This is a genomic window from Pseudomonas sp. GW822-FHT06D10 (genome assembly GCF_058799535.1).
This window is the reverse complement of sequence record NZ_JBXALN010000004.1, coordinates 220,142-234,525: the sequence shown is the minus strand read 5'-3', so window position 1 is coordinate 234,525 and position 14,384 is coordinate 220,142. Positions and strand designations below refer to the sequence as shown.

12 protein-coding genes are annotated in these 14,384 nt (G+C 65.8%); 9 read left to right on the top strand and 3 right to left on the bottom strand.

The window, feature by feature from the left end:
• Positions 1 to 4 precede the first annotated feature (4 nt).
• The gene (locus AC1RL5_RS14775; RefSeq protein WP_011060812.1) at positions 5 to 760 is read left to right on the top strand and encodes an ArsR/SmtB family transcription factor; all 756 of its coding nucleotides are present in this window, start codon (positions 5 to 7) and stop codon (positions 758 to 760) included.
• Between the two features lie 37 nt (positions 761 to 797).
• Here AC1RL5_RS14775 and AC1RL5_RS14770 read toward each other — a convergent pair whose 3' ends face one another.
• The gene (locus AC1RL5_RS14770; RefSeq protein WP_072452298.1) at positions 798 to 4,400 is read right to left on the bottom strand and encodes a transporter substrate-binding domain-containing protein; all 3,603 of its coding nucleotides are present in this window, start codon (positions 4,398 to 4,400) and stop codon (positions 798 to 800) included.
• A gap of 291 nt (positions 4,401 to 4,691) precedes the next feature.
• On the opposite strand from AC1RL5_RS14770, the gene AC1RL5_RS14765 reads away from it, so the two are divergent.
• From AC1RL5_RS14765 to AC1RL5_RS14750, 4 genes are all read left to right on the top strand, one after another.
• Positions 4,692 to 5,189 carry a P-loop nucleotide/nucleoside kinase family protein gene (locus tag AC1RL5_RS14765; protein WP_047336485.1) on the top strand — a complete coding sequence of 166 codons (498 nt, stop codon included), beginning with the start codon at positions 4,692 to 4,694 and terminating at the stop codon, positions 5,187 to 5,189.
• Between the two features lie 440 nt (positions 5,190 to 5,629).
• On the top strand, positions 5,630 to 7,039 hold the full coding sequence (locus AC1RL5_RS14760; protein ID WP_011060815.1) for a circularly permuted type 2 ATP-grasp protein: 1,410 nt from the start codon (positions 5,630 to 5,632) through the stop codon (positions 7,037 to 7,039).
• 3 nt (positions 7,040 to 7,042) lie between these two features.
• Positions 7,043 to 7,993, top strand: a complete 951-nt coding sequence (locus AC1RL5_RS14755; protein ID WP_072452297.1) for an alpha-E domain-containing protein — start codon at positions 7,043 to 7,045, stop codon at positions 7,991 to 7,993.
• On the top strand, positions 7,990 to 8,787 hold the full coding sequence (locus tag AC1RL5_RS14750; RefSeq protein ID WP_011060817.1) for a transglutaminase family protein: 798 nt from the start codon (positions 7,990 to 7,992) through the stop codon (positions 8,785 to 8,787). Before AC1RL5_RS14755 ends, AC1RL5_RS14750 begins: the two co-directional genes overlap by 4 nt.
• 11 nt (positions 8,788 to 8,798) lie before the next feature.
• On the opposite strand, the gene AC1RL5_RS14745 is transcribed toward AC1RL5_RS14750, so the two are convergent.
• Positions 8,799 to 9,596: an AraC family transcriptional regulator gene (locus tag AC1RL5_RS14745; protein ID WP_011060818.1), complete on the bottom strand. Its 798-nt coding sequence runs from the start codon at positions 9,594 to 9,596 to the stop codon at positions 8,799 to 8,801.
• Between the two features lie 111 nt (positions 9,597 to 9,707).
• Here AC1RL5_RS14745 and AC1RL5_RS14740 point away from each other — a divergent pair, with 111 nt between their 5' ends.
• Positions 9,708 to 10,658 carry a DMT family transporter gene (locus AC1RL5_RS14740; RefSeq protein WP_072452296.1) on the top strand — a complete coding sequence of 317 codons (951 nt, stop codon included), beginning with the start codon at positions 9,708 to 9,710 and terminating at the stop codon, positions 10,656 to 10,658.
• Between the two features lie 54 nt (positions 10,659 to 10,712).
• On the opposite strand, the gene AC1RL5_RS14735 is transcribed toward AC1RL5_RS14740, so the two are convergent.
• Positions 10,713 to 11,363 (bottom strand): SEL1-like repeat protein, encoded by a 651-nt coding sequence (locus tag AC1RL5_RS14735; RefSeq protein ID WP_019094320.1) that lies wholly within the window; start codon positions 11,361 to 11,363, stop codon positions 10,713 to 10,715.
• 177 nt (positions 11,364 to 11,540) lie between these two features.
• On the opposite strand from AC1RL5_RS14735, the gene AC1RL5_RS14730 reads away from it, so the two are divergent.
• From AC1RL5_RS14730 to AC1RL5_RS14720, 3 genes are read left to right on the top strand one after another with little or no spacing between them, the layout of a single operon-like run.
• Positions 11,541 to 12,761, top strand: a complete 1,221-nt coding sequence (locus AC1RL5_RS14730) for a putative DNA modification/repair radical SAM protein (RefSeq protein ID WP_019094319.1) — start codon at positions 11,541 to 11,543, stop codon at positions 12,759 to 12,761.
• Positions 12,758 to 13,651, top strand: coding sequence for a TIGR03915 family putative DNA repair protein (locus tag AC1RL5_RS14725; RefSeq protein ID WP_011060821.1), 894 nt, complete (start codon positions 12,758 to 12,760; stop codon positions 13,649 to 13,651). The genes AC1RL5_RS14730 and AC1RL5_RS14725 overlap by 4 nt, the downstream gene beginning before the upstream one ends.
• Positions 13,652 to 13,663: 12 nt before the next feature.
• Positions 13,664 to 14,362, top strand: a complete 699-nt coding sequence (locus tag AC1RL5_RS14720; protein WP_072452294.1) for a hypothetical protein — start codon at positions 13,664 to 13,666, stop codon at positions 14,360 to 14,362.
• Positions 14,363 to 14,384 lie beyond the last annotated feature (22 nt).

Here is a 14,384-nt window from a genome sequence, read left to right as displayed (position 1 = left end):
AAATATGAATGTAGTGCAGAACGACGTAGGGGTATCCCAAGTGGCGGCGGCCATCGCCGAGCCGGCGCGCACCCGCATGCTCTGTGCGCTGATGGACGGCCACGCACGCACCAGCACCGAGCTGGCGGCGATTGCCGAGGTCAGCACCTCTACCGCCAGCGCCCATCTGGCCAAGCTCAAGGAGGCGGGGCTATTGCGGGTGCAGGTCCAGGGCCGGCACCGTTACTACTGCCTCGGCGACCCGCTGGTGGCCCAGGCCCTGGAGGCGCTGATGGTGATCGGCCAGGGCCGCGCACCCAGCTTCACCCCGCGCACCCCGGACCGCCTGCAGTTCGCTCGTACCTGCTACGACCACCTGGCGGGCACCCTGGGGGTGCAGTTGCACGACCGGATGTTCGAGGCCGGCTGGCTGCTGGCGGCCGAGGAGGGCGAGGCCTACCGGGTCAGCGACAGCGGCGAAGAGTTTTTCCGCAGCCTGGGGATCGAGGTGGCCGGGCTCAAGGCCTTGCGTCGACGCTTTGCCTGCCCGTGCCTGGACTGGAGCATGCGCCGTCCGCACCTGGGGGGCGCCCTGGGGGCGGCGCTGTTGCAGGCCTTGTTGGAGCGCAAATGGCTGATCCGGGACCTGGACAGCCGCGCCCTGAGCCTGACCGGCACCGGCGGTCGCTACATCAGCAAGCGCTTTGGCATGGCCCTGATCCAGCCGGCCCGGCCGCTGTCGTCCTCGGCCGTCATTGAATTGCAACGCCTCGGCGGCTGAAGCCTGCAAGCTCCAGTTCGAGAGCCCGGGCCGTGCATCATTCGGGCTGCAGGGCATCGAGCAGGTCGCGATCGAGCCCCAGCATGGCCTGCTCCAGGCGAGCCAGTGCGGCCTTGATCTCGGTGCTGGCGGCCCCCTGCAGGCAGGCTCGCTCCAGGTATTCGCATTCCTGGATCAGTACCTGCGCCTTGATGATTTGCGCCGCGCCGCGAATCCGGTGGGCCAGGTCGGCAACCCCCTGGTGGGTCTCGCTGGCCAGCTGCTCGCGGATGTCCATGAGGTCTTTCTGGTTGCTCTGGTGCAAGCCGCGCAGTACTCGCTGGATGACCTTGGGGTCGCCATTGGTGAGGTAGTCGAGCTGCTGGATGTCGTAGCGCTCGCGGGGGGGCTGCGATTGCACGCGGGGCAGGGCGGCCAGGGAGCGCAGGCGCAGATCGAGGTCGGGCAGGGCGATGGGCTTGAACAGACAGCCGTTCATTCCGGCATCGCGGCAGCGCTGTTCCTCTTCGGGCTGGACATTGGCGGTAAAGCCGAGGATGTGCACGGGCGCGCTCTGCTGTTCGCGTTCGCTCGCGCGAATATGCCGGGCCAGTTGATAGCCGCTCATGACCGGCATGTTGCAGTCGGTGATGACCAGGTCGAAGCGCTCCTCTCGCCAGATCTTGAACGCCTCGGCGCCATTGCTCGCCTGGCTCAACGAGTAGCCGAGGTACTTCAACTGCTCGCAGAGCAACTGCCGGTTGGCCTGGCTGTCATCCACCACCAGGATGTGCAGCGCCTGCCGCGCGGCGACCGCTGGCGCGGCAGGCGGGAGCACGGTGGGGGCCTGCGGCAGAGCGGGCAGGCGGCTCAGGCGCAGTTGCACCCGCACCTCGGTGCCCAGCCCGGGCTGGCTGTGCAGGGTCAGGGTGCCGCCCATCATTTCGCACAGGGTGCGACAGATCATCAGCCCCAGGCCAGTGCCGGAACGGGCATCCTGATGCTGCCCGAGCACCTGGCTGAAAGGCTTGAACAGCTGTTGCAGATCGTCGGCGGCGATGCCGATGCCGCTGTCCTTGACCGTCAGCAGCAACGCCAGGTACTCCGGTTCGCTGGGCCCGGTTGCCAGGCGCACCTGTACACCGCCTTGCTGGGTGAACTTGATGGCATTGCTGATCAGGTTGGAGAGGATCTGCTTGAAACGCAGTGGATCCACCAGCACGTCGTCACCGGCGTGGCTGTCCAGCTCCAATTCCAGGCGCAGGCCCTTTTGCCGGGCCAGGCCGTCGAAGACCCGGAACACCGGCTCCGCCAGCCCCCGCAGGTTGGCCCGCTCCGGGCTCAGGCTCAGGTGGCCGCTCTCGATCCGGGCGATGTCGAGGATATCGCCGATCAGTTCCAGCAGGGTTTGCGCCGAACTGTAGGCCACCTCGATCGAGGGCCGGTCGAACTGGCCCTGATCGGCGCGCTTGAGCGCCAGTTCGAGCATGCCCAGCACCGCGCTCATGGGCGTGCGGATCTCATGGCTCATGGTGGCCAGGAAGGTGGTCTTGGCCCGGTTGGCCTTGTCTGCCTCATCCTTGGCCTGGGTCAGCTCTTGCAGCAGTTGCTGGCGTTCGCTGATGTCCAGCCAGCCGCCGATGATGCCCTGGATTTCGCCCTCGGCATTTCGATAGGGCAGCATCCAGTGGTAGATCCGCATCTCCTGGCCGCGGATATGCACCGTACGGTCGATCAGCAAGGGCGGGCCGCCGTCGAAGATGCTTTGGAAGTCCTTGGAGAACTGCTCGGCTTCGGGCACCGCCAATTGTTCGAGATCGGTCCCCAGCATGCTCTGGCGATCGGTGCCCATGCTCTTCAGGTAGCTGTCGTTGCAGATCACCAGGCGCCGCTTCAGGTCGCGCACGTAGATCGGGTTGGGCGTGCCGTTGATCAGTGCGTCCATGAAGCGCAACTGATCGTTGAGGGCGTGTTCGGCCTTTTCGCGCTGGCGAACCTGGCGTCGCATGGCGTAGCCCCAGGCCAGGGAGATCAGTAACAGGAGTATCGAACCGGCCCCGGCCAGGTAGAGGGTGGTGCGGTAGTCGCGCCAGGAGGGCGGGGCGACGGCGGCCTTGGAGCGCCAGCGATTGTTGAGCTCGGTAATGGCGTCGGGCGAGATGCTGCGCAGGGACTTGTCGATGATGCTGAACAACTCCAGCTGGTCACGGCGCACGGCAAAGGATTCATTGAGCAACGGCAGGTCGAGGGCTGGCCTGACCTTGAGCTGGTCCTCCTTGATGCGCGGCAGGTTGAAGCTGACGGCGATTTCCGCCTGCACCGTGCCGTCTGCCTTTTGGTCGCGCAGCAGCGACAGGGCTTCGAAGTTGGTCTGCACCTCTTTGATGCGGATCTGTGGATAGCGCTGGTGCAGCTGCGATACCAGGGCATGGCCGCTGCCGATCAGCAGGGTCTTGCCGGCCATGTCTTCGAGGCTTTTCGGCGCATCCGCGGCGTCGCTGGTGACCAGCATGTAGGGCCCGACCAGATAGGGCCGGGTGAATTGCAGGTAGGTTTCGCGCTCTGGGGTGCGCGCCCGGTCGGCAACCATCTGCACCTGGCCGTTGCGCACGGCCTCGTTGAGGTCCTTGAAGCTGGGCAGCGCCGTGATGTCGAAGCTCAGCCCGGTCTTGGCCTCCAGCATGGTCAGCAGGTCGGCGGTAATGCCCAGGTAATTGCCGTTGGCGTCGAAGTAGGACATTGGCGGCAGGTAGCGGTGAATGCCAATGCGCACCACCGGGTTTTTTTCGATCCAGCGCTGTTCCTCGACCGTCAGGCTGGTCTTCTCCATGCTCAGCAGCAGGCGGTCGCCCCAGCGATTGCGGATGCTGGTGCCCTGTTCCTTGTGGACCGCTTGCAACGCGTTGTCGAGCAGATGCTGCAAGCGTTGGTTGTCGGGGGCCACTGCAAAGCTGAAGCCGCTGGTGCTGGCCGGGCCGCTGTAGATGATCCGCAGGTAGTCGCTGTAGTTGCGCGAGATCAGAAACTGCGCCAGCACTGCGTCGCCAAGCAGCATGTCGGCATCGCCGAAGGCTACCGCGGCCATGGCCGCATCGGCACTGGCGTAGCTTTCGATCCGAGCCTTGGGGTACATGGCCTGGGCCACGGGCAGGCTGATACTGTCCAGGGAAATGGCCAGCCTGTACCCCTGCAAACCGTTTTTCAGCGACGGTGAATCCCCCAGGCGAGCGACCAGTGTCGGGCGATTGGCCAGATAGATCTGGCTGCGCAACAGTTGACGTCGCTCGGCCTCGCCCTGGGTGACGCTGCCCATGAAGTCGATCTCGCCCTTGGCCAGGGCGCTGAACACCTGCTCGCGGGTGGCATAGGCGCGAACGCTGATCTTCACGCCCAGGGCATCGCCCAGCAGGCCGGCATAGTCGGCGGTGATGCCTTCGTATTCCTTGGCTTCGTTGACCATTTCCAGCGGTGGCAGGTTTTGCTGCGAGGTGCCCAGAACCAGTTCACGCTTGTGGCGCAGCCATTGCCAATCGTCGCCGCTCAATGGCAGTGGCTGGTGGTGGGGAGATTCATAGTTGAGCAGTTGCAAGGAGGGCGCGGGGTCGGCCATCGCCGGGAGGCATGTCAGCCACATCAGCATGGGCAGGATGAAGCGAGGCATCGGGGCTCCTGAACGAATTACGGCACACGGGTGAGTCGAGAAGGAGTGGCAGGCTGTGTGGCCCGCCATACAAGGGCCTACCGTCAATGCTGGACGTTAGTGTAGATCACGGGAGGGCGCAGAAAAGCGGCCCATTTTCCTGGGTTGCCGGGGCTTGGGCAAGTGCGCTGCCGGGCGGTGGTCGGGCGTCCCTGGATCAGGGCTAGTGGCGGCCCGTCCTCAAGCCCGGGGCTGGACGCGTGTGGCAATAGTGGTAAAGCTGTGCGTCCTTCAACGTTGGCAGGGCCTTGCATGCTCATCGTTTTCAGCGGCTTGCCGGGCACCGGCAAGACCACCATCGCCCGTACCCTGGCGCCACACCTGGCGGCCACCTACCTGCGCATCGACAGCATCGAACAGGGCCTGCGTGACGCTGGCCTGGCGCAGGTGGGCAAGGCCGGCTACCAGATTGCCCTGCAACTGGCCGAGGCCAACCTGGCCCTGGGCAACCGGGTACTGGCCGACTGCGTCAATCCGGTGCAGGAAAGCCGCCAGGCCTGGCAGGCCCTGGCCAGCAGACAGGGGGTGAGGCTGCTGGAGATCGAGGTGGTGTGCTCCGACCTTGCGGAGCATCGGCGCCGGGTCGAGACCCGCCAGTTGGACGTGCCGGGCCTGCGCCCGCCCAGCTGGCAATCGGTGCTCGAGCATGACTATCAGCCCTGGGCGAGCTCGCCGCTGCGCCTGGACACCGCGCAGCTCTCACCGCAGCAGGCGCTGGCCCTGATTCTGGCGTGCCTGCCGGGCGCCTGAGGTTGCCGGGGGCAGCGGCGCCAAGTCTTTGAACCTTGATGGTGCGCTGATGGTCAGTGCTCAGGGCCCCGCGATGGCGCCTCAAGGCCGCGCTGTGGGGCGGCATTGGCCGGAAAACTCCCGATAACGGGGCAAAACATTCAGCGCGGGGGCTTTGTGCACCGATTCTGTTCGCGCAGAGCCGCGAACGGCGCCGGCTACGCTGCTGGGGCTTTGCTGCTGGGTGTTCTTCAGGTTTCTTTGTGTCTCTTTTTTGAATCTATTTGTCGCTAAACGGTCATTTTTGCCACGGGCCACCTCCGGGGCGGCGCACCGTGCATTTGCGGCATAGCGATTGCTATCACTCTTTCAGGGGGGCTGGGCCCCTCACGCTCGAAGCCGGGTCACGCACACACAGGGTTCAAATAAAAAGCCGTTCACGTCACGGCAAGGAGTTGGCTATGTCCCGCGCTTTCTTTGATGAAATGTATGCTGCCGATGGCGTCTGCCGGCCTCACTACCAGGGGTTTGCCCGCTGGCTGGCGGACACTCCTCTGGAACTTTTGGACCAGCGTCGGCGCGAAGCCGACCTGCTGTTCCACCGCGCCGGTATCACCTTCACCCTGTACGGCGACGAGCAGGGCACCGAGCGCCTGATTCCCTTCGACATCATTCCCCGCAGCATCAAGGCCAGCGAATGGCGCACCGTGGAGCGCGGCTGCATCCAGCGGGTGCAGGCGCTGAACCTGTTCCTCGCCGACCTCTATCACGGCCAGCGGATTCTCAAGGAAGGCATCATCCCCGCCGAACAGGTGCTGGCCAACGAGGGCTACCAGGTGGCGATGCAGGGCCTGGACCTGCACCGCGGCATCTATGCCCATATCGCCGGGGTCGACCTGGTGCGCGACGGCGACGGCAGCTACTACGTGCTCGAAGACAACCTGCGCACCCCCAGCGGTGTCAGCTACATGCTCGAAGACCGCAAGATGATGATGCGCCTGTTCCCCGAACTGTTCGCCGCCCAGCGCATCGCGCCCATCGACCATTACCCGAACCTGCTGCTGGACACCCTGAAAAGCTCCAGCCCCCTGGATAACCCGACCGTGGTGGTGCTGACCCCGGGGCGCTTCAACAGTGCCTATTTCGAACATGCGTTCCTGGCCCGGGAGATGGGCGTGGAACTGGTGGAAGGCGCCGATCTGTTCGTGCGTGACGACCGGGTGTACATGCGCACCACCGCCGGTGCCCAGGCGGTGGACGTGATCTACCGACGCCTGGATGACGCCTACCTGGACCCGCTGTCGTTCAACCCCGATTCCATGCTCGGGGTGCCCGGGCTGATCGCCGCCTACCGCTGCGGCAACGTGGTGCTGGCCAATGCCGTGGGCACCGGGGTGGCCGACGACAAGTCGATCTACCCCTATGTGGACGAGATGATCCGCTTTTACCTCAGCGAGGAACCGATCCTCAAGAACGTGCCCACCTGGCAGTGCCGCAAGCCCGCCGAACTGTCCCACGTGCTGGCCAACCTGGCGCAGTTGGTGGTCAAGGAAACCCAGGGTTCCGGCGGCTACGGCATGCTGGTGGGGCCGGCGGCGACGGCGGCGCAGATCGAGGAATTCCGCGTGCGGATCAAGGCCCGGCCCGAGGCCTATATCGCCCAGCCGACCCTGTCGCTGTCCACCTGCCCGACCTTTGTCGAAAGCGGCATCGCGCCGCGGCATATCGACCTGCGGCCGTTCGTGCTTTCGGGCCGGGAAACCCGCCTGGTGCCCGGCGGCCTGACCCGGGTCGCGTTGCGCGAGGGCTCGCTGGTGGTCAACTCGTCCCAGGGCGGCGGCACCAAAGACACCTGGGTGGTGGAGGACTGAACCATGCTTTCAAGAACCGCAGCCGATCTGTACTGGATGTCCCGCTACCTGGAGCGTGCCGAGAACCTGGCACGCATGCTCGAAGTCAGTTACTCGCTGTCGTTGATGCCCCAGGCCGGGCGCGGCGACGGCCAGGCCGAACTGGCCATGTCGCTGCTGGCCGCCGGCACCCTGGACGATTACCACCAGCGCCACGGCGAACTCAACAGCGAGCGCATGCTGCATTTCTTCGCCCTCGACGAGAGCAACCCGGGCAGCATCTACTGCTGCCTGCGCGCGGCACGCAGCAATGCCCACGCGGTGCGCGGGCGGATCACCGCCGATATGTGGGAAAACATCAACGCCACCTGGCTGGAGATGCGCAACATCGCCCGCAACGGCCTGGGGCGCTATGGCATCAGCCAGTTCTGCGAGTGGGTCAAGGAGCGTTCGCACCTGTTCCGCGGCGCTACCGCCGGCACCATCATGCGCAACGATGCCTATCGCTTTATCCGCCTGGGAACCTTTATCGAACGCGCCGACAACACCCTGCGCCTGCTGGATGCGCGCTATGAAATGTTCGGCGAGGAGTCCGAGGAGGTCAGCGACGATTCGGCCCGCGGCTACTACCAGTGGAGCGCCTTGCTTCGCGCCTTGTCCTCCTTCGAGGCGTTCAACGAGATCTACCGCAATGCCCCGGGGGCCGAGCAGGTGTCCGAAATGCTGCTGCTGCGCGCCGATGTGCCGCGCTCGCTGCACGCCTGCGTCGAGGCGCTGGACCAGATCCTCGCCGCGCTGCCGGGGGACAACGGCCGCCCGGCCCAGCGCCTGGCCGCCGAGCTGAATGCGCGGCTGCGCTACACCGGGATCAACGAGATTCTCGACTCCGGGCTGCACCAGTGGCTGACCGACTGCATCGCTCAGATCCGCCACCTGGGGCAAACCGTGCACGAGTCCTATCTGGAGGTGGTATGAAACTGTCCATTCGTCACGACACGACCTACAGCTACACCGATGAAGTCTGCACCAGCATCCAGTTCCTGCGCCTGACGCCCCAGAACAGCCTGCGCCAGCAGATCCTCCAATGGCACCTGGAGCTGCCGCGGCGGGTGCGTGCCCAGCGCGATCCCTACGGCAACATCCTCCACGTCATGACCCTGGACGAGCCCCACGGCGCGATCGTCCTCAGCGCTTTCGGCGAAGTGCAGATCGACCCGCTGCGCGAAGTGGAGGGCGACAGCCAGTCGCCGCTGCCGTTCCTGCGCAGCAGCCACCTGAGCAAGGCCGACCCGGCCCTGAGCGACTTTGCCCGACAGCATTGTGGCGAGCGCCGCGATCGCGCCGCGCTGATCGAGCTGATGCAGGCCCTGGCCGAGCACATGCCCTACAGCCCTGGCGCCACCGGGGTCGGCAGCACCGGCGCGCAAGCCTTTGCCGGCGGCGCCGGCGTCTGCCAGGACCACACCCATGCGTTCCTGGCCTGCGCCCGCAGCCTGGGCATACCGGCGCGCTACGTGTCCGGCTACCTGTGCACCGAGGACCAGAGCCACCTGGCCAGCCATGCCTGGGCCGAAGCCTGGCTGGATGACGGCTGGTACAGCTTCGACGTGACCAACCGCCTGGACCGCCCCGAGCGCCACCTGAAACTGGCGGTGGGCCTGGATTATCTGGACGCCTGCCCGGTACGCGGCATGCGTCGCGGTGGCGGGGCGGAGCAGATGCACGCGCAGGTGCAGGTCAGTTCCATGATGCAGGTACAGCATCAATAGGCGCGCCGGGCTCAGTCGCGGCCCATGGCTTGGCGGCGGTATTCATCCGGGGTGGTGCCCATCATCCGCCGGAACATGCTGATAAAGGCCGAGGCGCTGCTGTAGCCCAGGTCCAGGCCGATGCTTTCCACGGTCCGTCCCTGTTCCAGCAGGGCCAGGGCCTGCACCACTTTCAGGCGCTGGCGCCATTCCACCAGTGACATGCCCAGCTCGCGCTGGCTGCGCCGCATCAGCGTGCGTTCGCTGGTGTTGGCGGCATGGGCCAGTTGCGGCAGCGAGCGCGGGTCGCCGGGGTTGGCCTTGAGGGTGCGCAGCACCGGGCCCAGCAGCGGGTCGTCGGACGAGGGCAGGTAGCTGCCGGCGCAGGAGGCATGCCCCAGCTTGTCCACCAGCACCTGCAGCATGCGCTGTTGCTCGTCGCTCTGGGGCAGGCCCGGTGGCGCCTGGCGCAAGTCGTCCAGGAGCGCCAGGACCAGCGGGCTGAGGCTCAGGGCGCAGTGCCGGGCGGGCAGGGCGGTGCACAGCTCGGGCGCCAGGTACAGCGAGCAGTGGCAGGCTTCGTGGCGGTTGAAGCCCATGTGCTCGACATTCGGCGGCAGCCAGATGCCGTACTGCGGCGGCGCCAGGTAATGGTGGTCGCCCAGCTCGATTTCCATCACCCCGCTGTAGGCATAGACGAACTCGCCCCACGGATGGCGGTGGCGCGGGTAGGTGGCGTGGGCCGGCAGATTGGCCGCGCGAAAGAAGATCGGCGCCGGCAGGGCTTCGCTGAAAGGCGGCAGGTGCAACTGTTGCGCGGCTTTGTTCATGTCGGGCACCGGTTGGCGGATAAGTGCTATGGGCTGGCGGATTAAAACTATATCTAGGAAAACTGTCAGGCGGACAATCCTTCATCACGTTTTCTCGATGAAGGATCTGCCATGGCCACTCGCCAACCCCTGGATGCCACCGCCTGCAGCCTGATGGTTGGCCTGTGCGCGATCTGGGGCCTGCAGCAGGTGGCGCTCAAGGCCACTGCGTCGGACATCGCCCCGGTGCTGCAGATTGCCCTGCGCTCCGGCGGCGCGGCGCTGCTGGTGGGCCTGCTGATGTGCTGGCGCGGCGAGCGCCTGGGGCTGGGTGACGGCCATTGGCGCCCGGGCCTGCTGGTGGGCGGGCTGTTCGCCCTGGAGTTTCTGCTGGTGGGTGAAGGGCTGCGCTACACCACGGCCTCGCACATGGCGATCTTTCTCTATACCGCGCCGATCTTCGCCGCCCTGGGGCTGCACTGGCTGATGCCGGCCGAGCGGTTGAAACCCGCGCAGTGGCTGGGTATCGGCGTGGCCTTTGGTGGCATAGTCGTGGCCTTTAGCGGCCCCGCCGCGGCCGGGCACGGCGGTGGCAGCCATGTGCTGCTGGGGGATTTTCTCGGGGTGCTGGGCGGGGTCGCCTGGGGCGCGACCACCGTGGTGGTGCGCTGTTCGCGGCTAGCCTCCAGCCCCACCACCCGGACCCTGCAGTATCAACTGCTGGGGGCCTTTGTCTGGCTCGGGCTGGCGGCGCTGCTGACCGATCAGACCAGCATCCGTTTCACTCCGTTGGTGGTCGCCAGCCTGGGCTTTCAGGTGTTGGTGGTGTCGTTCGCCAGCTTCCTGATCTGGTTCACCCTGCTGCGCCGCTACCCGGCCTCGCGGTTGGGCGTGCTGTCGTTCATGACCCCGCTGTTCGGCATCGGTTTCGGGGTCTGGCTGCTGCATGAGCCGCTGGAGCCGAACTTCATTTTCGGCGCGTTGCTGGTGCTGGCGGGGATTGTCATGGTCAGCGGCTACGAATGGCTGCGCCAGCGTTTCAAGCGCAATCGCGAAAGCCCGGTGGCGCCGCGCAGTTCTTGAACGCCCGGGCGCTGGCAAGTCGGCTCCTGCCAGCGAGACCGTTCCCGGGACGATTCAGCGTTTCGCCGCTTCAAGGGCGTTGCGAATGTCTTCCTGCAACTGGCGGGCACCGCTGCAGGCAGGGTCGGCGGGGCCGTGCTTGCAGGATTTATCCAGCACCTTCAGCGCCAGATCGGCGTCGGGCGCTACGCCTATGCCCCGGCTCAGGTGGAAGCCGTACATGGTGCAGGCCCAGGGGTCATCCAGCTCACAGGCCTTGTTGAAGGTCTGCACTGCACAGTGCCGGGTGCCCTGGCTGTCGGCGTCGGCCGTGAGCATGCCGGCGGCGCGGTTGGTGCAGCCGGAGACCAGGCCCAGGCTGCAAGCGCGCTGGTACAGCGGTTCATAGCCTTCGGCAGGCCCTTTGGCCTGTTGCAGGGTGGTTGCCAGCCAGTAGCAATCGTTGCCGTCGCCGGCTTCGCAGCGCTGCAGGCAGGCCCCCAGCTGCTCCGGGGTTTCGCAGCGGTTGGCCTGCGTGGCCCGTATCGCGGCCCTGGCCGGCATGTTGTCGCCGGGGCATTGCCTGGCCTGGGCCTGCCAGTCCTGACGGGCCTGGACTTTGGCGTACAGGGCAGCGATCAGTTCCTGGTCGGTGGGCGCGGCGCTGGCGGCAATGCTCGACAGCAAGGCCATGCCGAACAGGCAGAAACGGTAGAGGCGATGCATGGGGCAGAGTCCTTTCCAGGGGGCGTGGGCGCGGGGGTATCTTAAGGATTTTCGCCAATAGCTCCAGGCTGCCGACGGGGTGGCGAGAGGTTTTTTTTCAATTTGCCCCCTGCAGCTCTCTTGTGGTCCCGGGGTTTTTCTCTGTACTGTATATAAAAACAGTATCCGGGCCTAGCCATGCAACTGATCGACAAGCTGAGCATCCTCGCCGACGCCGCCAAGTACGACGCTTCCTGCGCCAGCAGCGGCGCGCCCAAGCGCAGTTCCGAAGGCAAGAGCGGGCTGGGTTCGAGCAATGGCATGGGCATCTGCCACAGCTATACGCCGGACGGGCGCTGCGTCTCGCTGCTCAAGGTGCTGCTGACCAATTTCTGCCTCTACGACTGCCAGTACTGCGTCAATCGCCGTTCCAGCGACGTACCCCGGGCACGCTTCAGCCCCGAGGAAGTCGTGCACCTGACCCTGGATTTCTACCGGCGCAATTGCGTCAGCGGGCTGTTCCTCAGCTCGGGGATCATCCGCTCGGCGGACTACACCATGGAGCAACTGGTGCAGGTGGCCAGGCTGCTGCGCGAAGAGCACGAGTTCCGTGGCTACATCCACCTCAAGACCATCCCCGACGCCGATCCGTTGCTGATCGAGCAGGCCGGGCGCTACGCCGACCGCCTCAGCGTCAACGTCGAGCTGCCCACCGACCAGGGCCTCAAGGCCCTGGCCCCGGAAAAGCACCTGGGTTCGATCAAGCAGGCCATGGGCACCATCTATACCGGCGAGCAGACGGTGCTCAACGAGCCCCGGGCGCCGCGCTTCGCCCCGGCCGGGCAGAGCACCCAGATGATCGTCGGCGCCGATGACACCGACGACAGCACCATCCTCCACAGCGCTGAGGCGCTGTACGGCAACTTCCGCCTGCGCCGGGTCTATTACTCGGCCTTCAGCCCGATTCCCAACAGCCCGAAAAGCGTACCCCTGGCCGCGCCACCGCTGATGCGCGAGCACCGCCTGTACCAGGCCGACTTCCTGCTGCGCGGCTATGGCTTCAGCGCCAACGAACTGTTCCAGGGGCCGGGGCACCTGGCCCTGGACATGGACCCCAAGCTGGCCTGGGCCCTGGACAACCGCAGCGTGTTTCCCCTGGACCTGAACCGTGCCGAACCGGCGCTGATCTCGCGCATTCCGGGGATCGGCCTGCGCACTACCCAGCGCCTGGTGGAACTGCGCCGCGAGCGGCGTATCCGCTACGAGGACCTGGCGCGCATGCGCTGTGTGCTGAGCAAGGCCAGGCCGTTCTTTATCACCAGCGACTATCACCCGCAGCAGGCGGAGACCAGCAGCACGCTGCTCTACCAGCAACTGCGGGAACGCCCGCAACCGCAGCAGATGGGGCTCTGGGGATGATCAGCCTGGACTGTGACGACCTGTTCGACACCTGGCGCCAGCAGGCGCGCTGGCTGCTCAGCCATTCCATCGACCCGAGCCGGGTCAGTTGGTCCGGGACGCAGGAGGCCGATCTGTTCGCCAGCGATGAGGCTTGCCCTGAGCAGCCCGGTCCGTTTCGTGCACGGATTCCCCTGGCCCTGCTGGAGCTGCTGGAACGGGCCGCCTGCTATCGCGGCGAGCAGCGCTGGAGCCTGTTGTACGAGGTGCTGTGGCGGGTCAGCCATGGCGACCGCACGGCCATGCTCAGCGGCGATCAACTGGGCAGCGAGTTTCAGCGGCGAATCAAGCAAGTCGACCGCGAGGCCCATCACCTGCATGCCTTCGTGCGCTTCGTCAGCTTGCCCGCGGGCCGCTCACAGCTGGCCGAGCAGCCTGAATACGTGGCCTGGCACGAGCCGGCCCACGACATCCTGGCCCAGGCCAGCCGGCATTTCATCGGGCGCATGGGGCGCCACCGCTGGATGATCGCCACGCCCCGGGACGGGGTGTATTTCGACGGTACGCAACTGCACCACCAGAGGCGCTGCCCCAGCGCCTGGCGGCAACTGGCCCAGGCCGGCGAAGACCCCGGGGGCGAGCTGTGGCTGGCCTACTACAGCCATATCTTCAACCCGGCGCGGCTCAACCCCCGGGTGATGCAGGGGCACTTGCCGGCGCGCTTCTGGAAGCACCTGCCGGAGGGGCCGCTGATTCCGGCACTGATCAACCAGGCTCGCCACGGCAAACAGCGCGACGGGCAGGCCAGCCAGGTGGCAGCCCGGCCAGGCAAGCGGATCGGCCAGCCGCGCGGCGATAGCGCTGGGCAGGCCCCAGGGCCTTCCCTGACAATGGGCGGCTTTGAACAATGAGGCAGGCAGCCAATGGATGACGGCTTGGATGACGGCAAGGGCATTACCGAGGAATTCTGGTCGAAGGGAGTGACTGACGACGCGAAGATGATGTGGCGGGTGGGCAGCCGCGGCGTGACCTTCCTGGCGGCGCTGCTGCTGCCCAAGACCGGGTTCAAGGTCGTGGACATCGCGGTTGGAGTGCTGACCATGCTGATCCCCTTGCTGGTGATCGAAACCCAGAGGGCCTATTCGAAGTTTTCCCCCGGGTTCCTCGCCTGGGTGATCCGCATCAGTGTGTTTGCCAGCGGTGTGGCCATGGCCAGCCTGGGGCTGGTGGTCTACTTCGGGGTCGTGATGCCTTTGGTTTCAGCGGTGGGCATGCATTTTTTTCAACAGAGCGCCAGCCTCCAGTCCCAGGGGCAGAGCGGGGTGGAACTGGTCGGTTTCTGGTGGATGGCGGCTGTCACCGGCTTTGCCGTGATGTATGCAGTGTTCAAGAATTTTCGCGAGACCAAGGTGTTCGAGATCGTCTATCACCTGCCACGCAACGGCGTGAGGCAGCTCATGCAGGAGCGGCCGCTGCGCGCCAGCAACTGGCCGATGTTCGTCTGGTTCGAGCTCTGCGTGTTGATCGCGAGCTTTTTCTACACCTTGATGGCATCCCAGGCCGCGTTGCTGGTGGTGGATGGGTCGCGACGGGTACTGGCGCTGTTCGGTATCGGCCTCTAGCACCGAACCTGCCTTCGTCATG